A 22,998-nucleotide genomic window follows, 5' to 3' on the forward strand; every position below is an offset into this window, starting at 1 on the left:
ATTTAGACTACGGTTGGCTAGTATAACAATAAGATTTAGATATGTCAATCCTCCCGTGTCTCCAAAAAAGGTTCTAATAGCGTCTATGGTGCAGCTCCAAGAGGTTTACAGGTCAAAAGAACGAGATCCCAATATCTCCAAAATCAGCTTTTTGACCGTAATCTGGGTCAGATGTCCCCCTTTATAGCTATACTCGGGAAAAGATCGCGAAGACTTGCGATGCGGGGATCTGGGTTAACTGTCGATCTGGCAGCATTACGGAAGAGACCTTGTACAGCGCCTATAACCCGTGGATCGTCGGTTACGGCCTCAGTAAGATATACCAGCTCACGGTCACTCCAATCCCTACCCCCGTTCAGCCAAGACAAAAAATTCTCAACACGATTAAAATTCAAAACAATGGGTGGCTTCAAATCTGGATCCCTATGAATAGCCACTTCCCTATCCAGCAAATAATCTCGGACTATTGGATCAGCCAAGAACATATCTGCCCATTGCTTGAGTTTTTCTGAATGACCTACTCGACTTCTATCTTTATCTCTTTCCCGTCCACTCATCTTTTGGAATTTGGCTCTCATCTCCGCTTCAATTCGGTCTATAATGGAAGCGATAGCGTCTTTTGTTTGTAAGGAGATTTCTCTTGATCCCTGTTCATCCACTAACTGTTTAAGAAGAAGGGTTATTCCAACGAAAAAGGAGATAGTTGGTGTCGAGTGCAGAGCTTTAATATCCTGGTCGCGAACTGATCTAGACACTCCCTCAATTTCACCATTAAATCGCTTCATAAGTGCTTCTCGGGTCATAGCCCTAACAACTTCTTCCTTTTCATAGCGCTCAGCTAGAGTGAAAAAACTTTCCAACTCAGCCAGCATTTCTTGTTCAGTAGGTGTAATCCTATACGGCCTACCCTGAATAGCATGAGCTATCCGTTCAACAACTTCAGGATGACTTTCTATGTCCTCCATGAGTCTGGGCTCCCAGGCTTGAAGGTCAAAATCTGGAAAATATTCTCGTATTTTACGCCGGTCAGTAAAGACCAGATCAGGCCTATCCCCCAAGATTTCAGGTGTCTTTCCCTCTAATTTTTTCATGCATGCCTCTCCCACTTGTAGATTGCACCGGGACATAAGAATAGATCCGAGCAACTCATCATATGAAAGTGAGGGGTCACCTGTAGAAAGTCTTTCCAACTCACTGGTAAAGTAGCTTGGGAAGACAGCCTCCTCCTCCCCACTGATACTATTCAAGTTAGGGAAGTACTTGGCCAGTTCCCTTCTTATTGCATAAGAAGCCCTTTGAACAGACTCCACCAAAAGTTTACTGCGTTGACGATCACTTAGAAGTGCGTCCAAGGCATCAGCAATAATCTTTCTGTAATCCTCATCCTCTAAAAGGCGTGTATACTCCTGAGTGCGTGCAAAATAGGTAAGAAAGTTTCCGGGGTCTTTTTTAATCTCTTCGCAATGCCACAATGCTAATTCGCACTCGCCTTTTTTCCCTGTATCTGGTGCTTGATCTTTTAACATTTTTGGATTGGAGTAAATGGTCAATGCAGAGTCGGGACCTGCCATCGTTACTAGAAACTAGTCTATACTAAAACTTGATTTTGTCAAGCCCCCTATGGCTGGAAATGTTGAAACTCCACCCTCGTCCCAAACGAGTGTTTTCTAGCTCTTCTTGTAGCTCTGGATCAGGACCCCAAGCACAATAAGCACCAGCCCGATGATTGAAGAGATGAGGATCGGCTCTCCAACAAGGAAATGGATGAAGATTAAGGAGGCAAAGGGCGTTAAAAAGACCAAATTCGAAACCTTGGCCGTTTCCCCAATCTCTAAGGCTTTGAACCAAAAAACAAAGGCCAGGCCGTTGGTGAAGAATCCAATCCACGCCAATCCTGCCACTTGCTTCATGTCCAGGCTGGGTATCTCTGAAAAGAACAAGACACTCAAAAGAACATAAATAAAACCAAAAAGGTAATAGTAGAACATGGAGGAGAAAACTTCGTATTTTAGTTTTTTACCAAGCACCGAAAAAAGGCCGTAAACCATGGCTCCTGAAGCCGCCATAAGGATTGCCGTGAGGTTTAGGTTGTCCAAGGACATCCATTCTCCCTTGGAAACCACGATTGCAACTCCAATAAAAGAAAGCAGGATGGAAATGACTGTACGCCCAGTGAACTTCTCTCTTAAAAGCAGTACTCCAAAAATAACCACCATTACGGGCCACAGATAGTTCACCACAAAGGCCTCTTGTGCCGAGGTTCTTTCAATGGCTCCAAATAAAAACACATAATACAAAAAGCACCCCAAAAAGCCCATTCCTGCAAGTTTCCATATGTCTTGTTTTTTGTAGGTGGTGAGATCCTTTAATTTGCCCTGAAACAGCATGATTAAAAAAAGCCCCACAATAGTGAATGGGAAACTGTAAAAGATGAGCTGAATACTTGAAATGTCCTGAAGTATGAGCTTGCTTACGGAAGCTGTGGAACCCCACAGCAAAATAGCGAGAACCGTGTAAATATAAGCGAGCTTGGATTTCTTGACCATGCACCGATTATAGTACTTTTACTGCCGTAGTGAAGCCCTTGAAAACTGGTGAGGTCTTCACTAAGATGCCTCCATGGACTGGATTTCGATGCTCATGATTGTTGGGGGACTCTGTTTGTTTGAAACAGTGAGTTCCATCGACAATGCCATTATTAACGCGGAGGTGCTCAACACCATGAGTCCCAAGGCGCGCCGATGGTTTTTGCTCTGGGGGATTTTGTTTGCGGTGTTCGTGGTTCGTGGGCTTTTGCCCTGGTTGATTGTGTTCTTTACGGCGCCGGAGCTTGGATTTATAGGCTCACTGACGGCCACTTTCAGCAGTGATCCTGCCGTGATCGAGGCCATTGAATCCAGCGCCCCTATTCTGCTCAACGGAGGAGGTGTGTTTTTGATCTTTTTGTTTTTCCATTGGCTGTTCTTGGAACCCAAAAACTATGGGCTTCGCGGGGAAAAGTTCTTCCACTCCCAAGGTGTTTGGTTTTACGCCGTGGTCTCTATTTTGCTGGCGGCTGTTGTTTGGTTCAGCATAAAAATCAATCCCACGATGGCATTTGGTGCTGTGGTGGGCTCAACCGCTTTCTTCATCACGCATGGGTTTAAAGAGAACGCCGAAAAAGCCGAGGCGGATATGCTCAAAAAAGGCGGCCTCTCGGACATCAGTAAGATTTTGTACCTGGAAGTGATCGATTCCACCTTCTCGATTGATGGAGTTTTGGGAGCCTTTGCCTTCACGCTTTCCGTGCCTTTGATTTTGCTTGGAAATGGACTTGGCGCCATTGTGGTGAGGCAGCTCACGGTTGGGAATATTGAGAACATTAAAAAATACGCCTACCTCAAAAATGGCGCCATGTATTCCATTTTAATCTTGGGAACTGTGATGCTCGCGCACAGTTTTGGGGCTCACATTCCCGAATGGGTCTCCCCCGTGACGACCACTGTGGTGATTCTCTTTTTCTTCCTCAAATCCAAAAAAGCACTGGGCGTGCTTTAGGTTGAAAAACAAAAGTCGCCCTAAATGTTTCCAATCGTCGTTCAGCATCAGGTGAGAGCTTGGAGTAAAGGTGCAGAACATTGCTGTAACTGAGCTTTTACTTAATCTGTTGATCGTTTCCCGAGGGAAAGACCGGCCAGAAAAAGGTATCTGTCTATTCCTTCTTTCTGAGTACTAAACCCACTGCAGAACGAGGTGATAGTGGCCAACGGAACTTTGGGAAGTGTCCGTCCATCCAGGCTTACTTGGCGATTAGAAACTTAGGGCGCAGAAAGTCAGAAAATAGATTCTGTCATCCCGAGGAAGGAGTACCTTCTGTGCCATAAGTTTCACGCGATTTTTCAAAGGACATCATGTTATTGTATCACGATTTGCAAGTTTTTGCAAGAGGCAATGATGATGAAGATTTATTCTTGTGCGACCTTTAACTTTGCTGTGATGCCCGCTTGCACCTCTTCCGGGGTTTCGGTGGAGGCATCCAGCCCCATACCGGGATGATCCACCCAATCGGACCTTCTTGGCGCGGGCTTTTGAACTCCCAAGCCTCGAAGTGGGCGGGCGGGTTGAGCGATCTGACCTTCCCCTTCTTCCCATGCTTTCTGCGTATCTTTCATTGTTGATTTGTTAAAAGCACTTTCAGTTTAATATCTTTTTTTGCGGATGTGAACCCCCGGTGTTAAACTCTCCCCATGATACTTCCCAAAGGATCCAATCCCTACACGGTGCTTTCGCACGAGCTTTTGCATGAACGGCCGTTCGTTCGTTCCTACAAAGATGAGGTGCTTATGAAGGGCCTTAAAAAAGATTACAGCTATCTTGAAACAGATGGCAGCAGCGGCATTGTGGCCCTCAATGAAAAGGGTGAAGTTGCATTGGTCGGGCAGTGGCGTTACCCCGTTCAAGACTACCATTGGGAAGTTCCCGCGGGCATGGCGGAGCGGGGTGAAAGCCCTTTGGAGAATGCAAAACGCGAGCTTTTGGAAGAGGCTGGCGTGCAGGCTTTGGAGTGGACGGCGCTTGGAGCTCTCCACATGGATGGTTCCAAATTGGCCCACACCACGCATTTATTTTTAGCGCAAAATTTGACGGTTGGAGCAAATGCCCCCATGCCGGACGAAGAGCTTGCCGTGAAATGGCTTCCGCTTGAGACGGCTTTATTGGCTGTTGAGAAAGGCGAAATCCAAGATGGCCTGACCATCATCGGATTGCTTAAAGCTCAACGGATTCTCCAAGGCTCGGGACCAAAACTTCCTTGATGCCGTTTTGCAGCATGGCGGTTTTTAAGTCTTCGCAGGCTTGGTCTTCCCCGTGAACGAGGATGAGTTTTTGAAGCCCTCCCACTTTGGTGGCGTAATCGAGCAAGTCGCTGCGATCCGCGTGGGCGGAGTAGGCGTTCATGATTTTGATTTCCATTTTCACCGCGTAGGGCTTTCCAAAGATGTTTACGGGATTCATTTTTTCAATAAGTTTTCGCCCCAGGGTGTTTTGTGCTTGGAAACCCACAATAATGAGAGTGTTGCGGTGATCTTCGATGGAGTTTTTGAGATGATGCAAAATGCGTCCGTGTTCACACATTCCTGAAGAGGAAATGATGATGCAGGGCCCATTGTGTTCGTTGAGTGCTTTGGATTCCTCCACGGATTGTATGTAATGGAGTTGAGCAAAATTGAATGGATCGTCTTTATCGTTGAGAAAAAGTTTCTGCGTCTCTTCGTCGAGCACGCCGAGGTTGTTTCGGAACACTTCCGTGAGATTCACGGAGAGCGGAGAATCCACATAAATCGGGAGTAGAGGGATTTTCCCTTCATCCACAAGCTTGTGCAGCTCGTAAACGATTTCTTGTGTACGACCGAGTGAAAAGGCCGGGATGAGGATTTTGCCTCCCCGCGCCGCGGTGTTTTTTACAATTTCCGCAAGTTTACCTTCCGCCTCCAAAATGGATTCGTGAAGACGGTTCCCATAAGTGGATTCCATGATCATGATTTCAGCCTCCTCTACCTGGTACGGATTGCGAATGAGTGGCATGTTTCGGCGCCCCAAATCGCCCGTAAAGACCAAGCGCTTCACCTTGCCATCGTCGTGATCTTTGATGGTGAGGATAGTGATGGCGGAGCCTAAAATGTGTCCGGCTTCACGGAAACACAGCATAATGTCCGGATCGCCAAAAAGATTCATGCAGGTGTCGTAGTCCACTCCCTTGGCCATGGGCAGCGTTTTTTCCACATCTTCACTGGTGTAGATCGGCTCGATGAGCGTTTCACCGGAAGCTTGTTTCTTTTCGTTGAGGTACTCCACTTCCCTTTCCTGAATAAAGGCGGAATCGCGAAGCATGTAAGCCATGAGATCCACGGTGGGTTTGGTGCAATAAATAGGCCCATTGAATCCTTGTTTCACCAGGTTGGGCAGATTCCCCGAATGGTCGATGTGCGCATGAGAAAGAATCACGGCATCCACCTCTTCCGCCTTGAAACCAAAATTTTTGTTCTTTTCGCGTTCCTCATTTCGTCTTCCCTGAAACATTCCGCAATCGAGCAATATCTTTTTCCCGTTCACCTCCAAGAGGTGCCTTGAACCTGTAACCTCTCGATCTGCGCCGTGGAAGTGGAGCTTCATATTGAAATTGTGTCAAATGTTCATTACAGTATAGCACTTGGTGAGCATTTCAGCAATTCCTTCTTCCTCATAAACCATGGCGATAGAAAATACTTTAGACAAGGTGGTGCTCCCTCTTACGAGAAAGGTGCACGCCAAACCGGTCCTTGGCCCCGGAGATACGGCTCTCCATGTCCCTAGGCCTGAGCTTTTGGCCTTACCCGTGAGTCAATTGACTGAAGCGATCTTACAAGATGGCGTGCGGCCTCTAAAAGTTGTAGAGGGAGTGCACGGTCCTGCTGTGGATTTGCCAGGTCCTCCCCCACGACGGGTAGCGCTTCCTGCGCCCAATGGAACGGATGGAATCTTTTTTCTGCATTTCCCTGATGAAGCAAGTGTGGCCGGATTTCCTGACTGGATTAGACAAGAGTGTTTCCCCATTTGGGGAGCACGACGGGAACGCCCAAAGGCTGAGCCTTATTCTGGTGCCTGGGCCGGGGCTCTATTTGGGGAGGATTTGTATAGACTGATTGAGCGTTCGGCCTCAGCAATCCCTCACGACTCTGCTCAAGCTCTTGTAGAACGGATGGTTTTGGCCGATGGGATTGAAAGAACCACTAATGGGATCAAGCTGCGTGTCTCCAGTTCAGAACACCAGAGTTTCTTTGTTGGTGGGATACGAGCTCAACTCAAAATCGCAGGATTTAGTGAGCAGGAGGTGATTCCCAATAGAGCTTATGCGTTTTCCGGTTCCCCGAATAAGAATCGGGCGCTTATTGATTTGCTTTCCTCTGCAATTGGTCAAATAAGAAGCATTGATTTCTATGAATACAGCCTTGAGCGACTCTGGAGAGGGGCGGCACAGTTGCAATGCACGATGGAGGTGATGAACGGTCAAGTGGTGCTTTCCCTGAGAGGAAATTAAAACTTCACTCCTCCACTCTTAGTTTCGGTTCGCCTCCATCCACAAGGTCTACGGTGTGCTCCGTCACGGTGAGGATGCCTTCTTTGATTTTGACGCCGAGGACGAGGCCGATTTGAGTTTCGGGTGACCAGTATTGGTCGAAAACAAAATTGCCCAAAGAATAGTAAATGGGCACGCCGTTGTAGACCTCCGAATTTTGGACCACATGAGGATGATGCCCCCAAATAAAATCGGCGCCGGCATCAACAAAAGCGTGGGCCTTGTTTACCACGGATTCGCGAGCGGTGGGTTCGTATTCAAAGCCCCAGTGGACCCCAATGATCAAGTGATCCACGAGCGGGTCGACTTCTTTTATTTTTGCAACGGCGGCATCGGTGTCGAGGCGAATCACGGCATCGTTGAGCCCCAGGAATCCAACGGTGGTGCCTGCAAAATCATAGGTGATGAAACTGTAGTCGCCGTTGGGAGTGTCGGGATGACCAAAACCTTGCATTCCGGCTGCAGCCAAATAATCGTGGGTTTGCCGAATGCCGTCTTTGCCCATATCCAAGGTGTGGTTGTTGGCCATGCTGAAGGTGGTGAAGCCCGCGTTTTTGAGTAGAGTGGTGACGCCGGGCTCAAAATTGAAAACCATGGCGGTTCCGTTGTTCACATAGGCGGAGTCGGTGATTGGGCCTTCGAGATTCCCAATGATGAGATCCAGCTCAGAGGCCTCCAATGCGCTTTGCACGGCGGTGATGAGCTCCGGCATGTGCGAAAATGGAAACGGTTCCTCTCGCTGTTGTCGTAAAGTTTTGATGTAACGGTCGAGCATGATGTCCCCCGTAAAAAGCATGGTGATTTCTTCGGAGCCCTCTTTTTTTGTCCACAATTCTTCAAGAAAACGCGCCTGTGCCGTGAGCATTTTTGAAGAGGAAGACGCGAGCAGACTGACCGCCGTGAGGAGCAAGGCCAAGCCGATGTGGACGGCGTTTTTTTGGAGGGGAGTGAGAGTGGGCATTTTCATTTGTGATATTTTTTACCGGCGAGAATGGTGAAGGCGCGGTAGAGTTGCTCTTTTAAAAATACTCTTACCATTTCGTGCGTGAAGGTCATTTTTGAAAGCGCGAGCTGTTCTTGTGCTGCGGCGAGCACGGCCGGGTGGAGGCCGTGCGAGCCTCCGATGAGAAATTGAATGTGGCCTGCTCCAAAATCCCGTTCTTTCCGTAAGAGTTCGGCAAACTCCTCGGTGCTCATTTCTTTTCCTCGTTCGTCCAGCGCAATGATGCGTGCATCTTTGTTGAGCTTTTGTAGGAAAAGGTCGCTCTCTTCCTTTTGCACTCGGGAGCGGTCATCATGCTTGCTGGCCTGCAGCACCGTGTTTTCCAGCTTTGCAAAGGCTTGCAAGCGTTTTTCATACTCTGCTTCCAAAGCAGACAAATGCATGTCCCGCGTTTTGGCCACTTGAAGAATTTGAATTTTCACTTCCCCAGTTTAGCGCAGGCTTCCTTCTTGGGAAAGCTGAGCAATGGCCTCCGCGCTCAAATGCATGGCCGCCGCATTCGCCTCAATACGGTCTGCAGCGTCTGAACCAAAATTTTCATCCACCAAGTTTACCATTTGCCCGATGTTTTGGGCTTTTTGCACTTCGGGGTGATTGAGAATTTCTTGGAAGAAATTGGACGGAGGCAGATGAGACACAAAGGATTGGTAAGCCTCGGCACTGTATAAATATTCCGCATTGGATCCTCCGGCCGCCTGCATGATTTCCGCATGCTTATCTGTGAGAAGATCCTTCACACTTTTTGCGTCCGACTGCGTTTCCCACAATGTTTTTGCAGGTTCGTTTGCAGGTGCAGTGGAAGAAAGCACGGGTGTTTTGAAAAGTTCTGGAGCAGCAACTGAGGGTGTTTCCACACTGGTGGAAGCCACTGCACTAGAGCTTGATTCTGTATTGAAATCTTGAATTCCTGTTCCCAAAACTGCAATCGTCGCGAGTCCGGCGGCCCCAAGTACGGGAGTTGTGCTTTTATCCAGCACTTCTCCCACAACACTCATCACTCTTTTCACCGCATTTTGCACTTTGCTTGTGATTTTGCTGAGCCAAGAGGTCTTTGGTGCCGAGGTTTCCATCTTTTCCCCTTCGGCAAACCAAGCGGCTTCCGTTATTTCCTCTTCTTCCTTAAACCAGGTGCTCTCTGCATTAGTTTCTTCCGCAGATTTTACATATTTAGGTATAGGTGCGTCTGAGGCAGAGGCAATCCCCATCACATCCGTGGGTGTGAGTGTGCTGAGCCCATCCTCGGCTTCCTCTTCTAGGTCGAAGTCTGGCATGTCCGATTCTGATTCTGGAAGATCAATGTCATCTTCCCATAGTTCCCATGTCATGTTGTAGATAAGTTAAGTGTCTTGCGAGGGATATGACGACTGGGCTAGGATTTTCTTACACAAATTGCTAAAATTTGGCTTGTGAAACCTAAAAAGAACCAAGAGCTGGAACTCAAAATTGATGCGCTTGTTTATGGTGGAAATGGCATTGGACAGGTGGAGGGATACAAGGTTTTTGTGGACAGCGTGGCGCCCGGGGATTCCGTTTTGGCGCGAATGACCAAGGCAAAAAGCAGTTATGGGGAGGCCAAACTTTTGAAGGTTTTACAGCCTTCTGCGCTGCGCATTGAACCTCGCTGCAAACATTTTTCCGTGTGTGGCGGCTGCAAATGGCAGTTTTTGGATTATGCCAAGCAATGCGATGAAAAAGAGCAACAAGTGAAGGATGCCGTTTCACGCATTGGCGGGCTTCCGGTTTCCTTGGTGAAGCCGCTGATTCCGTGTGTGGAGCCGTGGTTTTATCGCAATAAAATGGAGCTTTCATTTGGACTTTCGGCGAGCGGAGAGGCGATGCTTGGTTTTTATCCCCCCGGCTATCATTATGAAGTTTTTGATTTAGAAGAATGCTTTTTGCAGTCGGAACTTTTGGCGGAGATTGCGAAAAAAGTGCGAGACTTTGCCAACGAGCACAAGATCCCCGTTTACAATTCCAAAACACACGAAGGCTTGCTGCGAACGCTCACGGTGCGCGAGGGGAAAAATACAGGCGAAGTGATGGTGATTTTGACGACTTCCACCGGTGTGTTCGATCATAAAGATGGCTTTGTCGCTTTGTTTGAGAACGACCCTCGCATCAGCTCCGTGTACTGGAATAGTGTGTACCAAGTGCCGGGGCAACCCACCTGGATTGAGGAAAATTTGCTGGCGGGGAAAGCGAGCTTAACGGAAACACTGATGCTGGAAACCGGTGTGCAATTGGAATTTGATATCCTCCCCCAAGCCTTCTTCCAAACCAACACCAAACAAGCGGAAGTGCTGTACTCTCAAGTGCTTTTGGCGGCGGGCCTCACGGGTGAAGAAGTGGTCTTTGATTTGTACTGCGGCACCGGAACCATTGGACTTTTTTGCGCGCACAAGGCCAAGCAGGTGGTGGGCATCGAAATCAATGAATCCGCCGTGGAAAGCGCGCGGGGCAACGCGCAACGGAACAAGATCAGCAATGTAAGTTTTTACCTCGGCGGCGTGGAACAACGATTGGAAGAACTCGGCAAAAGTAGTGTGGCAAAGCCCGACATCGTGATTGTGGATCCGCCCCGCGCCGGCCTCGAAGGCGATACCGTAGAAAAAGTGGCGGCCTTCCGCGCAAACAAAATCGTCTATGTTTCTTGCAACCCCAGCACGCTCGCACGAGACCTCAAACTCTTTGCCGAAAAAGGCTACACGGTGGCGAGCATCCAGCCCGTGGACATGTTCCCCCAGACGCATCATATTGAGTGCATCGCTGTATTAGACAGTCAGTAGCTCTTTCACTCCAGTTAAAGCTTTTACATTACTAACGAGGGTTTGGAAACCAGCTTCAAGGTTCGCACACGCTTTTCCTACTGGTCTGTCACCAGAAAAGATGTGTACCCACCCATCAGCTACCATAACCTGATCTCCTTTAACTATGAGCCTTCTACGCGCATGACCAAATCTTCCTGTCCCTTGTCCCCAACCAGTACTTACTGTTAGCTCAGGGTAGTTAAAGCATACTAATGAAACAAAGCTATAAGTTGAACCTGGCAACCCAAACTCACTCACAGAATGAGGAGGGCAGGTTGTGAGGATTAACATATAGTTATCCCCATCAAGGGCACCAAAGGCCTGATACAAAGGAGCACCCTCAGTATTAGATACTTCAGCAAACTTGGTTGGGCGCACAGGTGCCTCAAAAGAGCTGTCGGGGTCCACATACATCCTAGTTGCAACTGAATGATGATGTAGGGTTTGAAGTACTTGCTGTAGACTCCCTCGCTGTGGATCAGTTAAGCCAACGGGACCAGTCTCTGGTGAAATTGTCTGATGACCTTTGGCTCGCCCCCTACCATCACTCAATGCAGCTTCAACGGAACTATGGAAGCGCTCCTCTTTAGCAAATGCTTTCAGTTGTGCTGTATGACCGTAGCCTACCGAAGTCCCTAGGTCAGCACGAGTTAATAAGCTTTGTCCTTCCCGAAGCAGTTCCACAGCAGCATCCCGTGCTTTCCTCTCAAGAATGTCGGGGTTACTCATAAGGAAATGGATTTACGAGTTAAGTGTCATACTTTAATCAAGGGGCTTTATGTTGTCAAGATTCCCCTTTCTTAAGCCATTCCAGTGCTTCTATCTTGCTGGAAATTTCATGCTCCAGTTGTTTTTCCATGAGTTCGCTCAGGATTTCGCCGACACGGGGGCCGGCTTTGAGGCCGAGGGTGGCCATGATTTCTTCTCCTGTTAAAAATGGTTTGGGTTTTTCTTTGAAGTGGGAAAGGCATTCCGCATACGCTGCTTTGACTTTGTGGTAGAGGCTGAGGTCGCCGGGCGTGGTGCCCGCTGCATCGGCGTAAAATAAAAGAAGCAAGTCCGGGAAACGGGGGTCGAGGAACCAGTGGCGCTGACGGCCGATGGGCATGTCCAGCAATTGTTGCATCATGAAATGGTGTTTCACCACCCATGAAACATGCTCAATGTCGTGGCGCGAAAAGCGCAGGCGGCGCATGATGCGTTCGGCGATTTCGGCGGAGACTTCGGCGTGGCCATCGGTGCGGATGCGCTCGGCAATTTTAAAAGTTTCGGGCTTGCCGATGTCGTGAAAAATCACGGCCCAGTGGGCCAGAAGTCCGGCGTCTTCGGGCAGCGAATCGAGGGCATGCATCAGATGCGTCCACACATCGCCTTCTTGGTGGAATTGCATGGGTTGAGCCAAGCCTTTGCACGCTTCCAGTTCAGGCAAAATGTACGGCAGCACTTCGGTGTCCTGCATGTCTTCAAAGGCCACCGGAGCACTCTTCGCCAGAATGATTTTATTCAGCTCGTCGCGCACCCGTTCCCAGCTCACTTTGTCGGCGAGTTGCGCGTGTTTGCGCAGGGCGGCGTAGGTGTCCGGATGGTAGCCAAAATTGAGTGTGTTCTTAAAACGAATGGCGCGAATGATGCGCAAATGATCTTCCAAAATGCGTTGATGCGGGTCTCCAATGAATCGAATGAGGCGATTGCTGAGGTCGTCTTGGCCACCGACAAAATCGTGAACTTCTTTGGTGACAGGATCATAAAAAAGTCCATTGATGGTGAAGTCGCGGCGCTTGGCATCCTCCTCCGCATGGGTGAAAAGCACGGCATCCGGGCGGCGGCCATCGGAATACCCGGAGTCGCTGCGAAAGGTGGCGATTTCAAAAGTATGACCGTTTTCCACCACATGAATCACGCCAAAACTCTTCCCCACCGCGTAGGTCTCTTTGAATGATTTTTCAATTTCGTCGGGCAGCGCGCTGGTGGCGATGTCATAATCCTTGGGCTCTTTTTTGAGCAGCATATCCCGCACGCAACCTCCCGCAAAATACGCCTTATATCCGGCGTCTTGCAGAGTCTTTACGATTTGTGTGGCGGTTTGGTGCATGGCAGCATCCATGATAACACCCTATCCAAAAAATGTCGCCAGTTGAGCCCAAATAAGAGGAGGAATTCTTTCTTATGGATTTATCCTGTGAGTCGGGTCTGCCCAGTCTGGATCCTCCAGCACTGAGACGATTTGGTCGATTGCACCCCTTGCACAAGTTATTAATCCTACTACTCTATTGGGTACGGGATGGTGGGCACTCCCTCTTCCCAGTTGTTTAAGTACCTGTTTGACCATGTCTCTTGCGGTAGAACCTCCTTCGGGAATTCTCATAAAGTAATGTTTTTAAAAATTAATGAATCACTTTACCATGACTATGATAAAATACAAATTATGTTGATTCTTTCACTAGAAACTTCGTGTGATGAAACCTCTGTGGCCGTGGTGCGTGGTGGTCGGGAGGTGCTTTCCAATGTGATTGCTTCCCAGATTGCCAAGCACACCGAAACCGGGGGTGTGGTGCCGGAGGTGGCGGCGCGCGAGCACATTACAGCGATGATTCCGGTTTTGCGGCAAGCGCTTGCGGAGGCGGGTGTGGATTGGAGCGCAGTCGACGCGATTGCGGTGACCAAAGAACCGGGGCTGATCGGCTCGCTGGTGGTGGGGCGCGTAACGGCGGCAGCGCTGGCTTTTGCCTTGGATAAGCCCCTGATTGAGGTGAATCATATTCATGGCCATATGTATTCCACTTGGCTGCTGGGCGAGGACCTTACGGAACCCCTCCCCGAGTATCCTATTTTGGTGCTCACGGTTTCTGGCGGGCATAATGAACTGGTTTTACTGAGCGGTCCGGGGCAGTTTACGCTGTTGGCGGAGACCGTGGATGATGCCGCGGGTGAGGCTTTCGACAAAGTGGCGCGGCTGCTGGGGCTCGGCTATCCGGGCGGGCCCATCATCGAAAAACGGGCAAAACTCGGCAACGCGAAGGCCGTCCCCTTTCCCATCGGTCTACCACGAGAAAACAATTTCAGTTTTTCCGGGCTCAAAACGGCGGTGCTTTATTATTTGCAGGAAAATGAGGACAAGATGGCTGATGAAGCCTTTATCAATGACACGGCGGCGAGTTTCCAGAGTGCCGCGACAGAGGCCCTGGTCCTCAAGCTGATGCGCGCGTTGGAAACGCATAAAGTGAAAGAAGTGCACCTGACGGGTGGGGTTTCGGCCAATTCGTTTTTGCGCCAGCGCATTGAGATGGAATTGGCTAAACTTGACGAAGCGCCGCTTTTTCGCCACCCCAAGCGCATGAGCTATTGCACCGACAACGCCGCCATGATCGCAGCGGCCGCCACTTTCATGCGAGGCTGATTGATGCGAGGCGCAGGAATAGGAAGCTCTCTCAGAGCGCTCCGGGCCGCTAGGCCAAGTCTTACTTCCTCGTGATCTTCCTATTCCTGCGCCTCGACTTTACAAAGCGTGGTCTTTGTTTTATAGTGGAGGCGACTTTAACTTTTAGACATGCCTAGAGAATTTCCGCTTGGAGATCCTGGAGAGATTATCAAGAGACTTCCCGATCCGAGCAAAATACCTTTGCTTCCCGGTGTGGAAGATGAATTAGATATAGGCCCCTTGGGGAATCCCCTTAAAAAGAAGAGGCCTAAGCCTGACTATAGGTTTCCAACTAGAGATGAATGGGATGATTTTGATGCCTCTCAAGCGATGCCTGCTACGGGAGTTTGGGACCTTCCTCTTGTGGATGAGAATGGTGGCCCCGAAGAAATCCCTGGTGATGATAAACCGGATATAGATGACGAAGAGCCAGTGTGGACCCCTTTGCCTCGAGCTCCAGAGAGGCAAGCTCCGGAGCCGGAGGTTTATGCCGGACCTTGGCATTTCTAAAATTAAACTTGCTCTAATCTGAAATTCTGGTAGAATTTTAGGTAATCTTTTGACTCCTTAAATTTTTATGACCGACGAAACCACCAATGAACAGGGGGGCAAGACGCAGAAGCTTCAAACTCCTCAAGGTATTCATGATATTTTGCCAAAGGATCATGAATATTTTACCTTCATCAAAAAAGTGGTGAGGCATCGGTGTAGGCAAGCGGGTTTTAGACGCATCACGACTCCTATTTTGGAGTACACGGAGGTTTTTGATCGCTCCATTGGAGAAGACACGGACATTGTTTCCAAAGAAATGTACACCTTCACGGACCGAAGCGGGCGCAGTTTGACCTTGAAGCCGGAGGGGACCGCGGGTGCCGTGCGCTCTTATCTTCAACACGGGATGAAAGAATGGCCACAACCGGTTGAGCTCTATTACATTGAACCTCACTTCCGCTACGATCGTCCTCAAAAGGGGCGCTACCGTATGTTCTGGCAAATTGGCGTGGAGATTATTGGAGAAAGCGACCCCGCACTGGATGTGCAGTGTATTTTCTTGGCGTGGAAGTTCTTTAAGGACCTTGGGGTGGCGGACCGATTTTCGTTGCAGCTCAACAATATCGGCTCACAAAAAAGTCGCGCCAAATACAAAGAGGCCTTGGTGAATTACTACACCGGTAAGGAAAGAAATCTGTGTGAAGACTGCCAAAGAAGACTGAATACAAATCCTCTGCGCTTGCTGGATTGTAAGGTGGAAGACTGCGTGATTTTGGCGCAGCTGGCCCCTAAATTTGACCAATACCGCAGCGATGAAGACACCGCTTTCCACAACAGTGTGAAGGAATTTTTAACAGAAATTGGGATTGAATACACCGAAAACGACAAGTTGGTGCGCGGGCTCGATTATTACACCCAAACGGTGTTTGAATTCTGGGACAAGGAAACGCACGGGCAAAATGCCGTGGGCGGTGGCGGCCGTTACGATGGTTTGGTGGAGCAGATGGGTGGAGAACCCACTCCGGCGGTTGGTTTTGCCATTGGAATCGATCGGCTCATCATGCACATGAAGGCAGCCAGTGTGAAAGTGCCTTCCAAAGATGAGGTTCATATTTTTGTGGCGCAACTTGGCGATGAAGCGAAGAAAAAATGTCTCCTTTTGATCGATGAACTGCGAGAACGAGGAGTGCGAACGGTGGGCGCGCTGGGGAAAGGCAGCATGAAGGCGCAAATGCGTTTGGCCGACAAATTCAAGGTGCCTTACTGTTTGATTTTGGGTGCCACCGAGGTGCGCGAAAAAGTGATTATTGTGCGCGACATGTCCAAAGGCCAGCAACGCGCTGTGCCCATGGATGAAGTTGTGGACGAAGTCGTGAAACTCATCGGAGAAAAGAACTTGGACACCTACAGCCCGGGAGAGATTTCGTTTTAAGTTGTTGTGGACGACGAGTGCCAAATCCGCTACAATCAAACCATGAAAAGACTCCTCGCCTCGTTTGTTCTTTCATTGACGGTCTTTGTCAACGCTGCGTCTGCGGATTTTAGTGATGTGAGCAGTGCTCACACGCATTATGCCGCCATCACGAGTTTGGTTTCCCAGGGGGTTTTGGAGGGCTACAGTGATGGGTCGTTTGGGCCCGCGAATGAGGTGAATCGAGCGGAAGCTTTGAAAATTATTTTGCTGGGAGCCGGTGTGGAAGTGAGCGGTGAGAGCAACACGGGGATTTTATTCAATGATGTGGAAGAGGAAGATTGGTTTTTTGATTACATCAGCACGGGGGTGAGTTTGGGGATTATTCAAGGGTACGACGATGGTTCCTTTAAACCGGAGCAGACGGTGAATCGGGCAGAGGCGATGAAGATGCTGCTGGAGGCGGCGGAGATATCGGTGAGCGGCGGAGCCAATGCGGCTTTTGCCGACACTCCTCTAGACGCGTGGTTTAGCAACTACGCGACTTATGCAAAAACTTGGAATATTCAGCCTCCGCAAACGGATGGGCTTTGGCATCCTGAAGACGCCATCACTCGCGCCAATTTGGCGGAAATGGTCTATCGTTTACAAATTGTAGAGGCCGAAGGGCAGGCCTTTGATGAAGCCCGAAACTGGCTCAGGCGGGACTTCCCCACTGTGGACATCACCATGAAAGTTCCTTTTTCTTGGGGCTACAAACAGGAAGGCGTGGGGGCTGTCTTTCTACTTGACCGCGAGCACGATCAGATGAGTTTGCTCACCCCTTATGAAAATGGTGGATCTTTACTTTTGACTCGTTACGCCAACTCGGAAGGTGCCAGTGCCGCCAACTTGTTTGCCAGTATTGCCAGCAATAGTTCATGGGACACAGAAATAACCACCATGAATGGTGCGGAGGTCTTGGTGGTTTACCATAACGAGGGCCTTTATTATCGCGAATGGTATATTGTTCTGGAGAACAACACTCTTTTGCATGCGGTGGCTTTACGAGGAGACGGAGCCTATAGCGCCTATATGGAGTGGTTTTTTGAAGCGATGGTGGCGAGCATCGAATACGACAGCAGCACCACTTCCGAGCTGACGATTGAAGAGACGGTGGCCGAGCTGCGCGAGGCCATTCAAACAGATGGTGTGGGGACAGAAATGATGGAGCTTTTGGCGGACTGGGAATTGATCGAAACGGATACGATTGGCGTGGGAACCGGACCGGTGGATTATTACTATTCCCCGAGCGCCAATGTCACGGTAAAATACGAGCGCTCTTTTGATGTCATCTTAGATCTTCAAGAGGGCGAGACCACTGCTTTTTAACCTTTTTTTATGAAAATTCTTTTGAGTCTTGGCTTGTTCGCCCTTTTGCTTACGGGCTGTGCTTCCACGGAAACTGATATGGAAGAGTTTGAAAGGGAAGCGAATGATCTTGAAGAATATTTCAGAACTCTTGAAGAGAATGAAGAAGAGGCGGTGGAAGATGAGGAAATCCCCGACTCTCCGGGTCCCAGCGAAATTCCCGATGATTTGATCCCTTCCCGGTAAGCCACTATTCGGGATGAGCAATCCTGGATGGGACCATGGCTACATGCCAGTTGTGTGCGGCTCCCGCCCCTTCGTACCGTGGGAGGATTTGAGGAAGGCCAGGATTAGCCTTCAAAACATCTTCAAGGACAAAGAGTGCACGCTTAACCATGGTCAGTACGATATCTCGTGTCTTATTGCATCGTCGCTGAGCAGGAAGCTTGCCTCCTGCCGGGACTAAAACAGTCCCCCCTTGGACCAAAGCTTCTTTGAATCTGACCACACCGGTCCCCTCAGTAGGGCCTTGTGAAATCATGTCGAGAGCGGTTGCCATCCAGTGATCTGAGAAACTTTTGGTTGATTTAGCATATCTATCTTTCAAACGCCTGTATCCTCCCGACAGTTTTATCCCAGTGATATGAGGGATTTTCGGGAAAGTTTCGTCTTGCATACCAAAGGACTGTGGATCTTCATTGAAGGCATCGATTTGATGGTTTACCAAAACCACCAAAGTTCCCAATATAGGTAAAAATTCTTTATGGACATACATAACTTCCGGATTATTCTTAATTCCGCTTTCACTCCCCAGCCCCTGACAGAAGTAGGGCAAATTGGGGTTATCCGCTTCTAGCGGAATGATCTCGCCAGAGGCTATTCCATTCTTCAGATATTCATCCTGAGCCGCTGCTTCATCAGCAAAAAAGTCGGCGGGCAAAGCAGGTAAAACATTGGAGGAATTGGGAACAAGATAGGTGTTCCAATCTTTTCCAAACACTTCTTGAATCAAAGGCTTGAGTTCATCCACCCGTTCAGCCGTTACATTGTTGGACAGCCGATTGGTTTCTTCTGTGACCAATCTGTATTGTTGACTTTCTTTTAACTCCACAAAGAGCTTATTCAATTGTCGTTTCCCCTGCTCAATCGCTTCCGGATATGTTTCATAAGACATTTCACCTGAACTCACTCTTTCTTCCTCCTTAGAATCTTGGGAGGGGCCTCCAAGGAGTCTTGCTGCAGGTACTCCGAGCCCTATCAGAGCGGCCGCCCCTTGAACAAAGCTACGACGATTCATCCCTTGCCCTTTTAAACCTTTGCGCGCCTGTTTAGCGGAGACCAAAGCTCCCAGTATGGAGAGTAAAGCGGCACCCACGAGGGGTAGCCTACTTTTCCCTTTGGATTGTTCTACATAAACAGGTTCTTCTTTTACCGTACTAGCGGGAGGCTGATATTGCTTTTGTCCATGTTTGGCCAAAAGCCCCAAGACATTTTCTTCTTCCACGATGAGTGAACCCATGGCCAAAACTTTAGAAGCATAGGTGAAAACATGCGGACCCACTCCTGTTGTCCCTTCTTTTCCGGTTCTTTTATTTTTAATCAAGCGCCCAAAGGAATTCGCGAGCACCGCCTGCCAAACATCCATTCCGTAAGGAGATCTTCCTATCATTTCTTTAATCTCGTCGTCATTCAACCGTAAAAAACTTCGAATGGTTTTTTTGATACGGGTCGGACCGGCGTTGTATGCAGTGATAGCCGCTATTACATTCAAAGTTCCCATAGAATACATGGGATCCAATTCGAGTAGGCGAGTTTCAAGAGCCAAGACATCTTCTTCGAGTTGACCTTGAATCACCCTGAAATAGGCACAAAACATTTCCGCCTGAACCAGGCGGTTTTTCCATTCAGTCACTCTATGAAAATCCTCTTTGAATCCTAGCAAGGCCCCTTTGCGAACTCTTCCGGAAAATTCCGGATGTTTGTCCGCATAGCGTTTTGCATCTTCGTAAGCTCCTTTTTGAATTTGAAAAATTCCGTACGCATTGGCCGAGGATACCGCATTTCGATCGTATCCACTTTCATTTGCAGCGATACCCAGGGCGACGGCATGGGGAATATCATAGGCGTCGGCCATCTTTAAAATAGCATCGTAGAGCCGCATCTTTTCCCCTTCCAGGTGACGAGGTCCCTCGTTGGTGCCTCTCCCCGGGTCGACTACTTGCGAATTCAATCGGGATAAGACCACCTCAATGAGTGATTGGCCTTCGTTGGAACCCGGCTCCACACCCGGCAAGACCGGCGTAGCTACAAAAGGATATCCAAGATCTCTTGCATCCCTAGCAAGATGTTTCTCCCCGTTCTTGGTGGGAATCTGGGTTCGGTGTTCATTATGCCAAGCTGTTTTTTCCTCAGCCGTCATGGCTTCCAACATAATAGGCACCTCAACAAGTTTCGTTTTTTTATGTCTTCCTTTTCCCGTTGTTTTTTTGACCTGTTTCGTCTTACCTGTTTCGACGGCTACAAACCAGTTTGCAGGTACCTCATCCGATAGAAACAGTTCTCCCTTGGCTCCGTAGTAATACACTCTCCCCTGTCTTGCACGAAAAACCCCTTTAAACATCTCCACCAAATGGTCCAAATTTTCTTGGGTAGTCACTCCATCTCCATAGTTTTGTGATCTTACAATTTCTCCAACGATGGAATGCCTCCGTTCGAGCCCCTCTTCTCCAGTCTCATCCTCCAGAGGACCACTTTCAGTGGAAGCCCGGTCCATTGGTTCTTGCGGCGTTTCTTTCGGAGTTTCTTCTGGAGACGGTTTTGGTTTAAATCCTTGTTCATCCCCCGGTACATTGCTCAGCAAAGTTCCAACCGCTCCAAGTATGGCTGCCACGGAAGCTGCATAGTCTCCGACACTTCCACCAATTTCCTTAGGAAGTGGCTTAAGAGGCTCATATGGATTCACAAGTCCTTCTTCTTTACTCTCTTTTCCCGGAGGGGTTTTGTCTGAGTTTTCCGTCATTACTATTTTTATATTAGATTATTATCTCATGCTTTATGGGGTGCGTCAACATGCCATATACTTGACCTTTCCTCAGGCCTATGACAAAAATAAGCCATGGCACGACACAGTCATTTTGCGAACATGAAGCGGTGGAAGGCCGTGGTGGATGCACAGCGGGGCAAGGTTTTTACGGTGCACGCGCGGTTGATTGCGGTGGCGGCCAAGAATGGAGGGGATCCCACTATGAACCCGCTCTTGCGAACGGCTATTGAGCATGCGAAGGCGGCGAATGTACCCAATGCCAATATTGAACGGGCTATTAAGAAAGGGACCGGTGAGGATAAAGAGGGCAGCGTGTTTGAAGAAGTGACCTATGAGGCCATGGGCCCGGGCGGCAGCGGATTCTTAATCGATGTGATTACCGATAATAAAAATCGGGCGCTGCTCAACATTCGAACGATTTTGGGAAAGAATGGAGGAAACTTGGGCGCGGCGGGCAGTGTGGCCTGGCGTTTTGACAAAAAAGCTTTTCTGCTTGTGGACACAAAGGGTCAAAGTGGAGATGAAGTGGAATTGCTCTTGATTGATGCGGGTGCGGACGATTTTATACTGGCAGATGGGAAATATGAGGTTTATGGGGCATCGGAGCGATTGGGTGCGATGAAAAAGGCCATGCTTGAAGCTGGGTTCTTGGTGGAAAAAGATGAACTCGTGTGGCAAGCCAAAGAAGATCTTATTCTTTCCGATTTGGATACGGCTCAAAAATTTCTAAAACTGAGTGAGGCGCTTGAGGCCGATGAAGATGTTGTGCGCGTGACGAGCAATGCGGATTTCGATGAGGCTATTTTAGGAGAGCTCTAGTTCCCCATTTGGGATAAAATGTCTCCCACGGTTGGCTCGGGTTTTTGTTGACCATCGGCGTCTTGGAAGAAACGGACGGTTTTGTCTTGCAAGGCGGCATCGGGATTTTGACGACTACGGAAATCTTGAAGCAGCATGTCTTCCCCTCCTTGGGATGGTGCGGGGATGCTGCTTTGGGGCTTGGAGGCCAAGCCCGGGAAAAGACGGGTGGTCTCTTCTTCTGGGGTCTCCTCTTGCGGTGCTGCAGCTTGCGCGACGGGCGAAGGAGTTTGGCCCAAACGAGGAAGCATGAAGTTGGCGATGTTCTGTTTTGTGATCTGCAATGCCTCTTCCATGGTTTTTTCTCGGATGCGGAATCCGGCGGCTTTTTTGTGCCCCCCTCCATTCATGCTTTTGGCGATTTCGCTCACATCGGCCAGTTGACCGGGCGCTCGGAAACTTCCGGAAATGAATCCGGGTTCTTTTTCTTTGAGCAACATCACCACTTCTGAACCGGGCGCGCTGCCCATGAGTTCATCAATAATACCACCGGTGTCATCGGAGTTGGCCCCGGTCTCCGCAAGATCTTGCATCGTGATGGTGGAATAGACCAAACGAAGCGTGGGCTCGTATTGAATTTTTGAAAGCACGCGGCCCCACAATTTTAGGGTTGCGAGACTCTTGGTTTTAAAGATGTGTTTGATGATTTCTTGCTGTCTTGCTCCTCTTTCCAAAAGATCCGCAGCCACTTCAAAGGCCTCCGGAGTGGTGTTGGAATGCTGGAAAGAACCCGTATCGGTGATGATTCCCACCAAAAGCAGCGTGGCAATATCTTCGTCAATCAACTCTTCTCCGCGTTCCTTCTCAAAAGTCTGGAGCATGGGCGTGATCATTTGTGTGGTGGCGGAAAATCCATATTCCAAGTAATTGTGGGATCCAAATTTTCCATTGGACGCGTGATGGTCGATGTTGAGCACGGGGATGCGCGAAAACAATTCCTTGTGATCTTCATAGAGTTTGCCGAGTTGCACCAGGTCGCCGGTGTCCACCGTGACCAGAAGATCAAAGTCCGCTTCTTTGTTTTTTAAACTCAGATCGCTTGGAGCAAATCGTCCGGTTTTTGGCGTGACGATGATGTTGATTTTTCCCTGTTCTACCTCATATTTAAGATGATCCACTTCGGCATTTTCCGTGCTCAGAGAAATAACCAAATCACGAGAAGGTTCAAGCCCGGGCTGGATTTGGCTTACAAAGGGGAGAAATTTCAGAATCTCCGGCATGGGGTCGTAAGCCACCACGGTAACCTGTTTTCCCATCTTTCGAAGGGCCGCCATGAGGGCGAGGGAGCTGCCCACACTGTCTCCATCCATCGGTGAAGAAGGTGCAATCAGAATGTTTTTTGCGCCTCTCAGAAGGTCTTCGGCTTGGGTTCTATTGATGAGTTCCATCTTGGTATTATACAATTTTATTCTGTTTTGGTCAAGCCCCTAGGGTTCGCCAAAATAAGCTTCCAGTTTAGCTCACTCCTAAGCCATCCGCAAGGGATTGTGTGGACAGAGAAGCTTGTCCTATCTTTCCATCAC

General features: G+C 49.0%; 19 protein-coding genes. 8 read left to right on the forward strand and 11 right to left on the reverse strand.

What is annotated here, in order from left to right; all coding sequences use genetic code 25:
- Positions 1–83 precede the first annotated feature (83 nt).
- On the reverse strand, positions 84–1,571 hold the full coding sequence (locus WC777_00760; GenBank protein MFA6023735.1) for a hypothetical protein: 1,488 nt from the start codon (positions 1,569–1,571) through the stop codon (positions 84–86).
- A gap of 96 nt (positions 1,572–1,667) precedes the next feature.
- Positions 1,668–2,546 (reverse strand): DMT family transporter, encoded by an 879-nt coding sequence (locus WC777_00765; protein MFA6023736.1) that lies wholly within the window; start codon positions 2,544–2,546, stop codon positions 1,668–1,670.
- Between the two features lie 73 nt (positions 2,547–2,619).
- On the opposite strand from WC777_00765, the gene WC777_00770 reads away from it, so the two are divergent.
- Positions 2,620–3,537, forward strand: a complete 918-nt coding sequence (locus WC777_00770) for a DUF475 domain-containing protein (protein ID MFA6023737.1) — start codon at positions 2,620–2,622, stop codon at positions 3,535–3,537.
- 407 nt (positions 3,538–3,944) lie between these two features.
- Here WC777_00770 and WC777_00775 read toward each other — a convergent pair whose 3' ends face one another.
- The 5 genes from WC777_00775 to WC777_00795 form a co-directional block, all read right to left on the reverse strand.
- Positions 3,945–4,151: a hypothetical protein gene (locus tag WC777_00775; GenBank protein MFA6023738.1), complete on the reverse strand. Its 207-nt coding sequence runs from the start codon at positions 4,149–4,151 to the stop codon at positions 3,945–3,947.
- Between the two features lie 27 nt (positions 4,152–4,178).
- Entirely contained in the window at positions 4,179–4,601 is a 423-nt protein-coding gene (locus tag WC777_00780) for a hypothetical protein (protein MFA6023739.1), read from the reverse strand.
- Between the two features lie 145 nt (positions 4,602–4,746).
- Complete coding sequence (locus tag WC777_00785) at positions 4,747–6,150, reverse strand: MBL fold metallo-hydrolase (protein MFA6023740.1); 1,404 nt, start codon at positions 6,148–6,150, stop codon at positions 4,747–4,749.
- A 752-nt stretch (positions 6,151–6,902) separates the two neighbouring features.
- The gene (locus tag WC777_00790) at positions 6,903–8,060 is read right to left on the reverse strand and encodes a CapA family protein (protein ID MFA6023741.1); all 1,158 of its coding nucleotides are present in this window, start codon (positions 8,058–8,060) and stop codon (positions 6,903–6,905) included.
- A 467-nt stretch (positions 8,061–8,527) separates the two neighbouring features.
- Positions 8,528–9,421: a hypothetical protein gene (locus tag WC777_00795; protein ID MFA6023742.1), complete on the reverse strand. Its 894-nt coding sequence runs from the start codon at positions 9,419–9,421 to the stop codon at positions 8,528–8,530.
- Between the two features lie 81 nt (positions 9,422–9,502).
- Here WC777_00795 and rlmD point away from each other — a divergent pair, with 81 nt between their 5' ends.
- Positions 9,503–10,882, forward strand: a complete 1,380-nt coding sequence (gene rlmD, locus WC777_00800) for a 23S rRNA (uracil(1939)-C(5))-methyltransferase RlmD (protein MFA6023743.1) — start codon at positions 9,503–9,505, stop codon at positions 10,880–10,882.
- On the opposite strand, the gene WC777_00805 is transcribed toward rlmD, so the two are convergent.
- Together WC777_00805 and WC777_00810 are read right to left on the reverse strand one after the other, a co-directional pair.
- On the reverse strand, positions 10,868–11,632 hold the full coding sequence (locus WC777_00805) for a hypothetical protein (GenBank protein ID MFA6023744.1): 765 nt from the start codon (positions 11,630–11,632) through the stop codon (positions 10,868–10,870). The two genes, rlmD and WC777_00805, sit on opposite strands and share 15 nt — an antisense overlap.
- A 19-nt stretch (positions 11,633–11,651) precedes the next feature.
- Entirely contained in the window at positions 11,652–13,007 is a 1,356-nt protein-coding gene (locus WC777_00810; GenBank protein ID MFA6023745.1) for a CCA tRNA nucleotidyltransferase, read from the reverse strand.
- Between the two features lie 321 nt (positions 13,008–13,328).
- Between WC777_00810 and tsaD the strand changes: the two genes are divergently transcribed.
- The 5 genes from tsaD (at position 13,329) to WC777_00835 (ending at position 17,820) form a co-directional block, all read left to right on the forward strand.
- Entirely contained in the window at positions 13,329–14,426 is a 1,098-nt protein-coding gene (gene tsaD, locus WC777_00815; GenBank protein ID MFA6023746.1) for a tRNA (adenosine(37)-N6)-threonylcarbamoyltransferase complex transferase subunit TsaD, read from the forward strand.
- A gap of 24 nt (positions 14,427–14,450) precedes the next feature.
- Entirely contained in the window at positions 14,451–14,831 is a 381-nt protein-coding gene (locus tag WC777_00820; GenBank protein ID MFA6023747.1) for a hypothetical protein, read from the forward strand.
- A 67-nt stretch (positions 14,832–14,898) separates the two neighbouring features.
- Positions 14,899–16,245 (forward strand): histidine--tRNA ligase, encoded by a 1,347-nt coding sequence (gene hisS / locus WC777_00825; GenBank protein MFA6023748.1) that lies wholly within the window; start codon positions 14,899–14,901, stop codon positions 16,243–16,245.
- A gap of 42 nt (positions 16,246–16,287) precedes the next feature.
- Positions 16,288–17,595 carry an S-layer homology domain-containing protein gene (locus tag WC777_00830; GenBank protein MFA6023749.1) on the forward strand — a complete coding sequence of 436 codons (1,308 nt, stop codon included), beginning with the start codon at positions 16,288–16,290 and terminating at the stop codon, positions 17,593–17,595.
- 9 nt (positions 17,596–17,604) lie between these two features.
- Positions 17,605–17,820, forward strand: a complete 216-nt coding sequence (locus tag WC777_00835; GenBank protein ID MFA6023750.1) for a hypothetical protein — start codon at positions 17,605–17,607, stop codon at positions 17,818–17,820.
- 4 nt (positions 17,821–17,824) lie between these two features.
- Here WC777_00835 and WC777_00840 read toward each other — a convergent pair whose 3' ends face one another.
- On the reverse strand, positions 17,825–20,593 hold the full coding sequence (locus WC777_00840; protein MFA6023751.1) for a transglycosylase SLT domain-containing protein: 2,769 nt from the start codon (positions 20,591–20,593) through the stop codon (positions 17,825–17,827).
- Positions 20,594–20,689: 96 nt separating this feature from the next.
- On the opposite strand from WC777_00840, the gene WC777_00845 reads away from it, so the two are divergent.
- Positions 20,690–21,436: a YebC/PmpR family DNA-binding transcriptional regulator gene (locus WC777_00845; GenBank protein MFA6023752.1), complete on the forward strand. Its 747-nt coding sequence runs from the start codon at positions 20,690–20,692 to the stop codon at positions 21,434–21,436.
- Here the strand turns inward: WC777_00845 and WC777_00850 are convergent.
- Positions 21,433–22,863 (reverse strand): DHH family phosphoesterase, encoded by a 1,431-nt coding sequence (locus WC777_00850; protein ID MFA6023753.1) that lies wholly within the window; start codon positions 22,861–22,863, stop codon positions 21,433–21,435. The genes WC777_00845 and WC777_00850 overlap by 4 nt on opposite strands.
- Positions 22,864–22,998: the final 135 nt, after the last annotated feature.

It is taken from the genome of Candidatus Gracilibacteria bacterium (genome assembly GCA_041661045.1).
In the GTDB taxonomy this organism is placed as follows: Bacteria; Patescibacteriota; Gracilibacteria; order UBA1369; family 2-02-FULL-48-14; genus 2-02-FULL-48-14.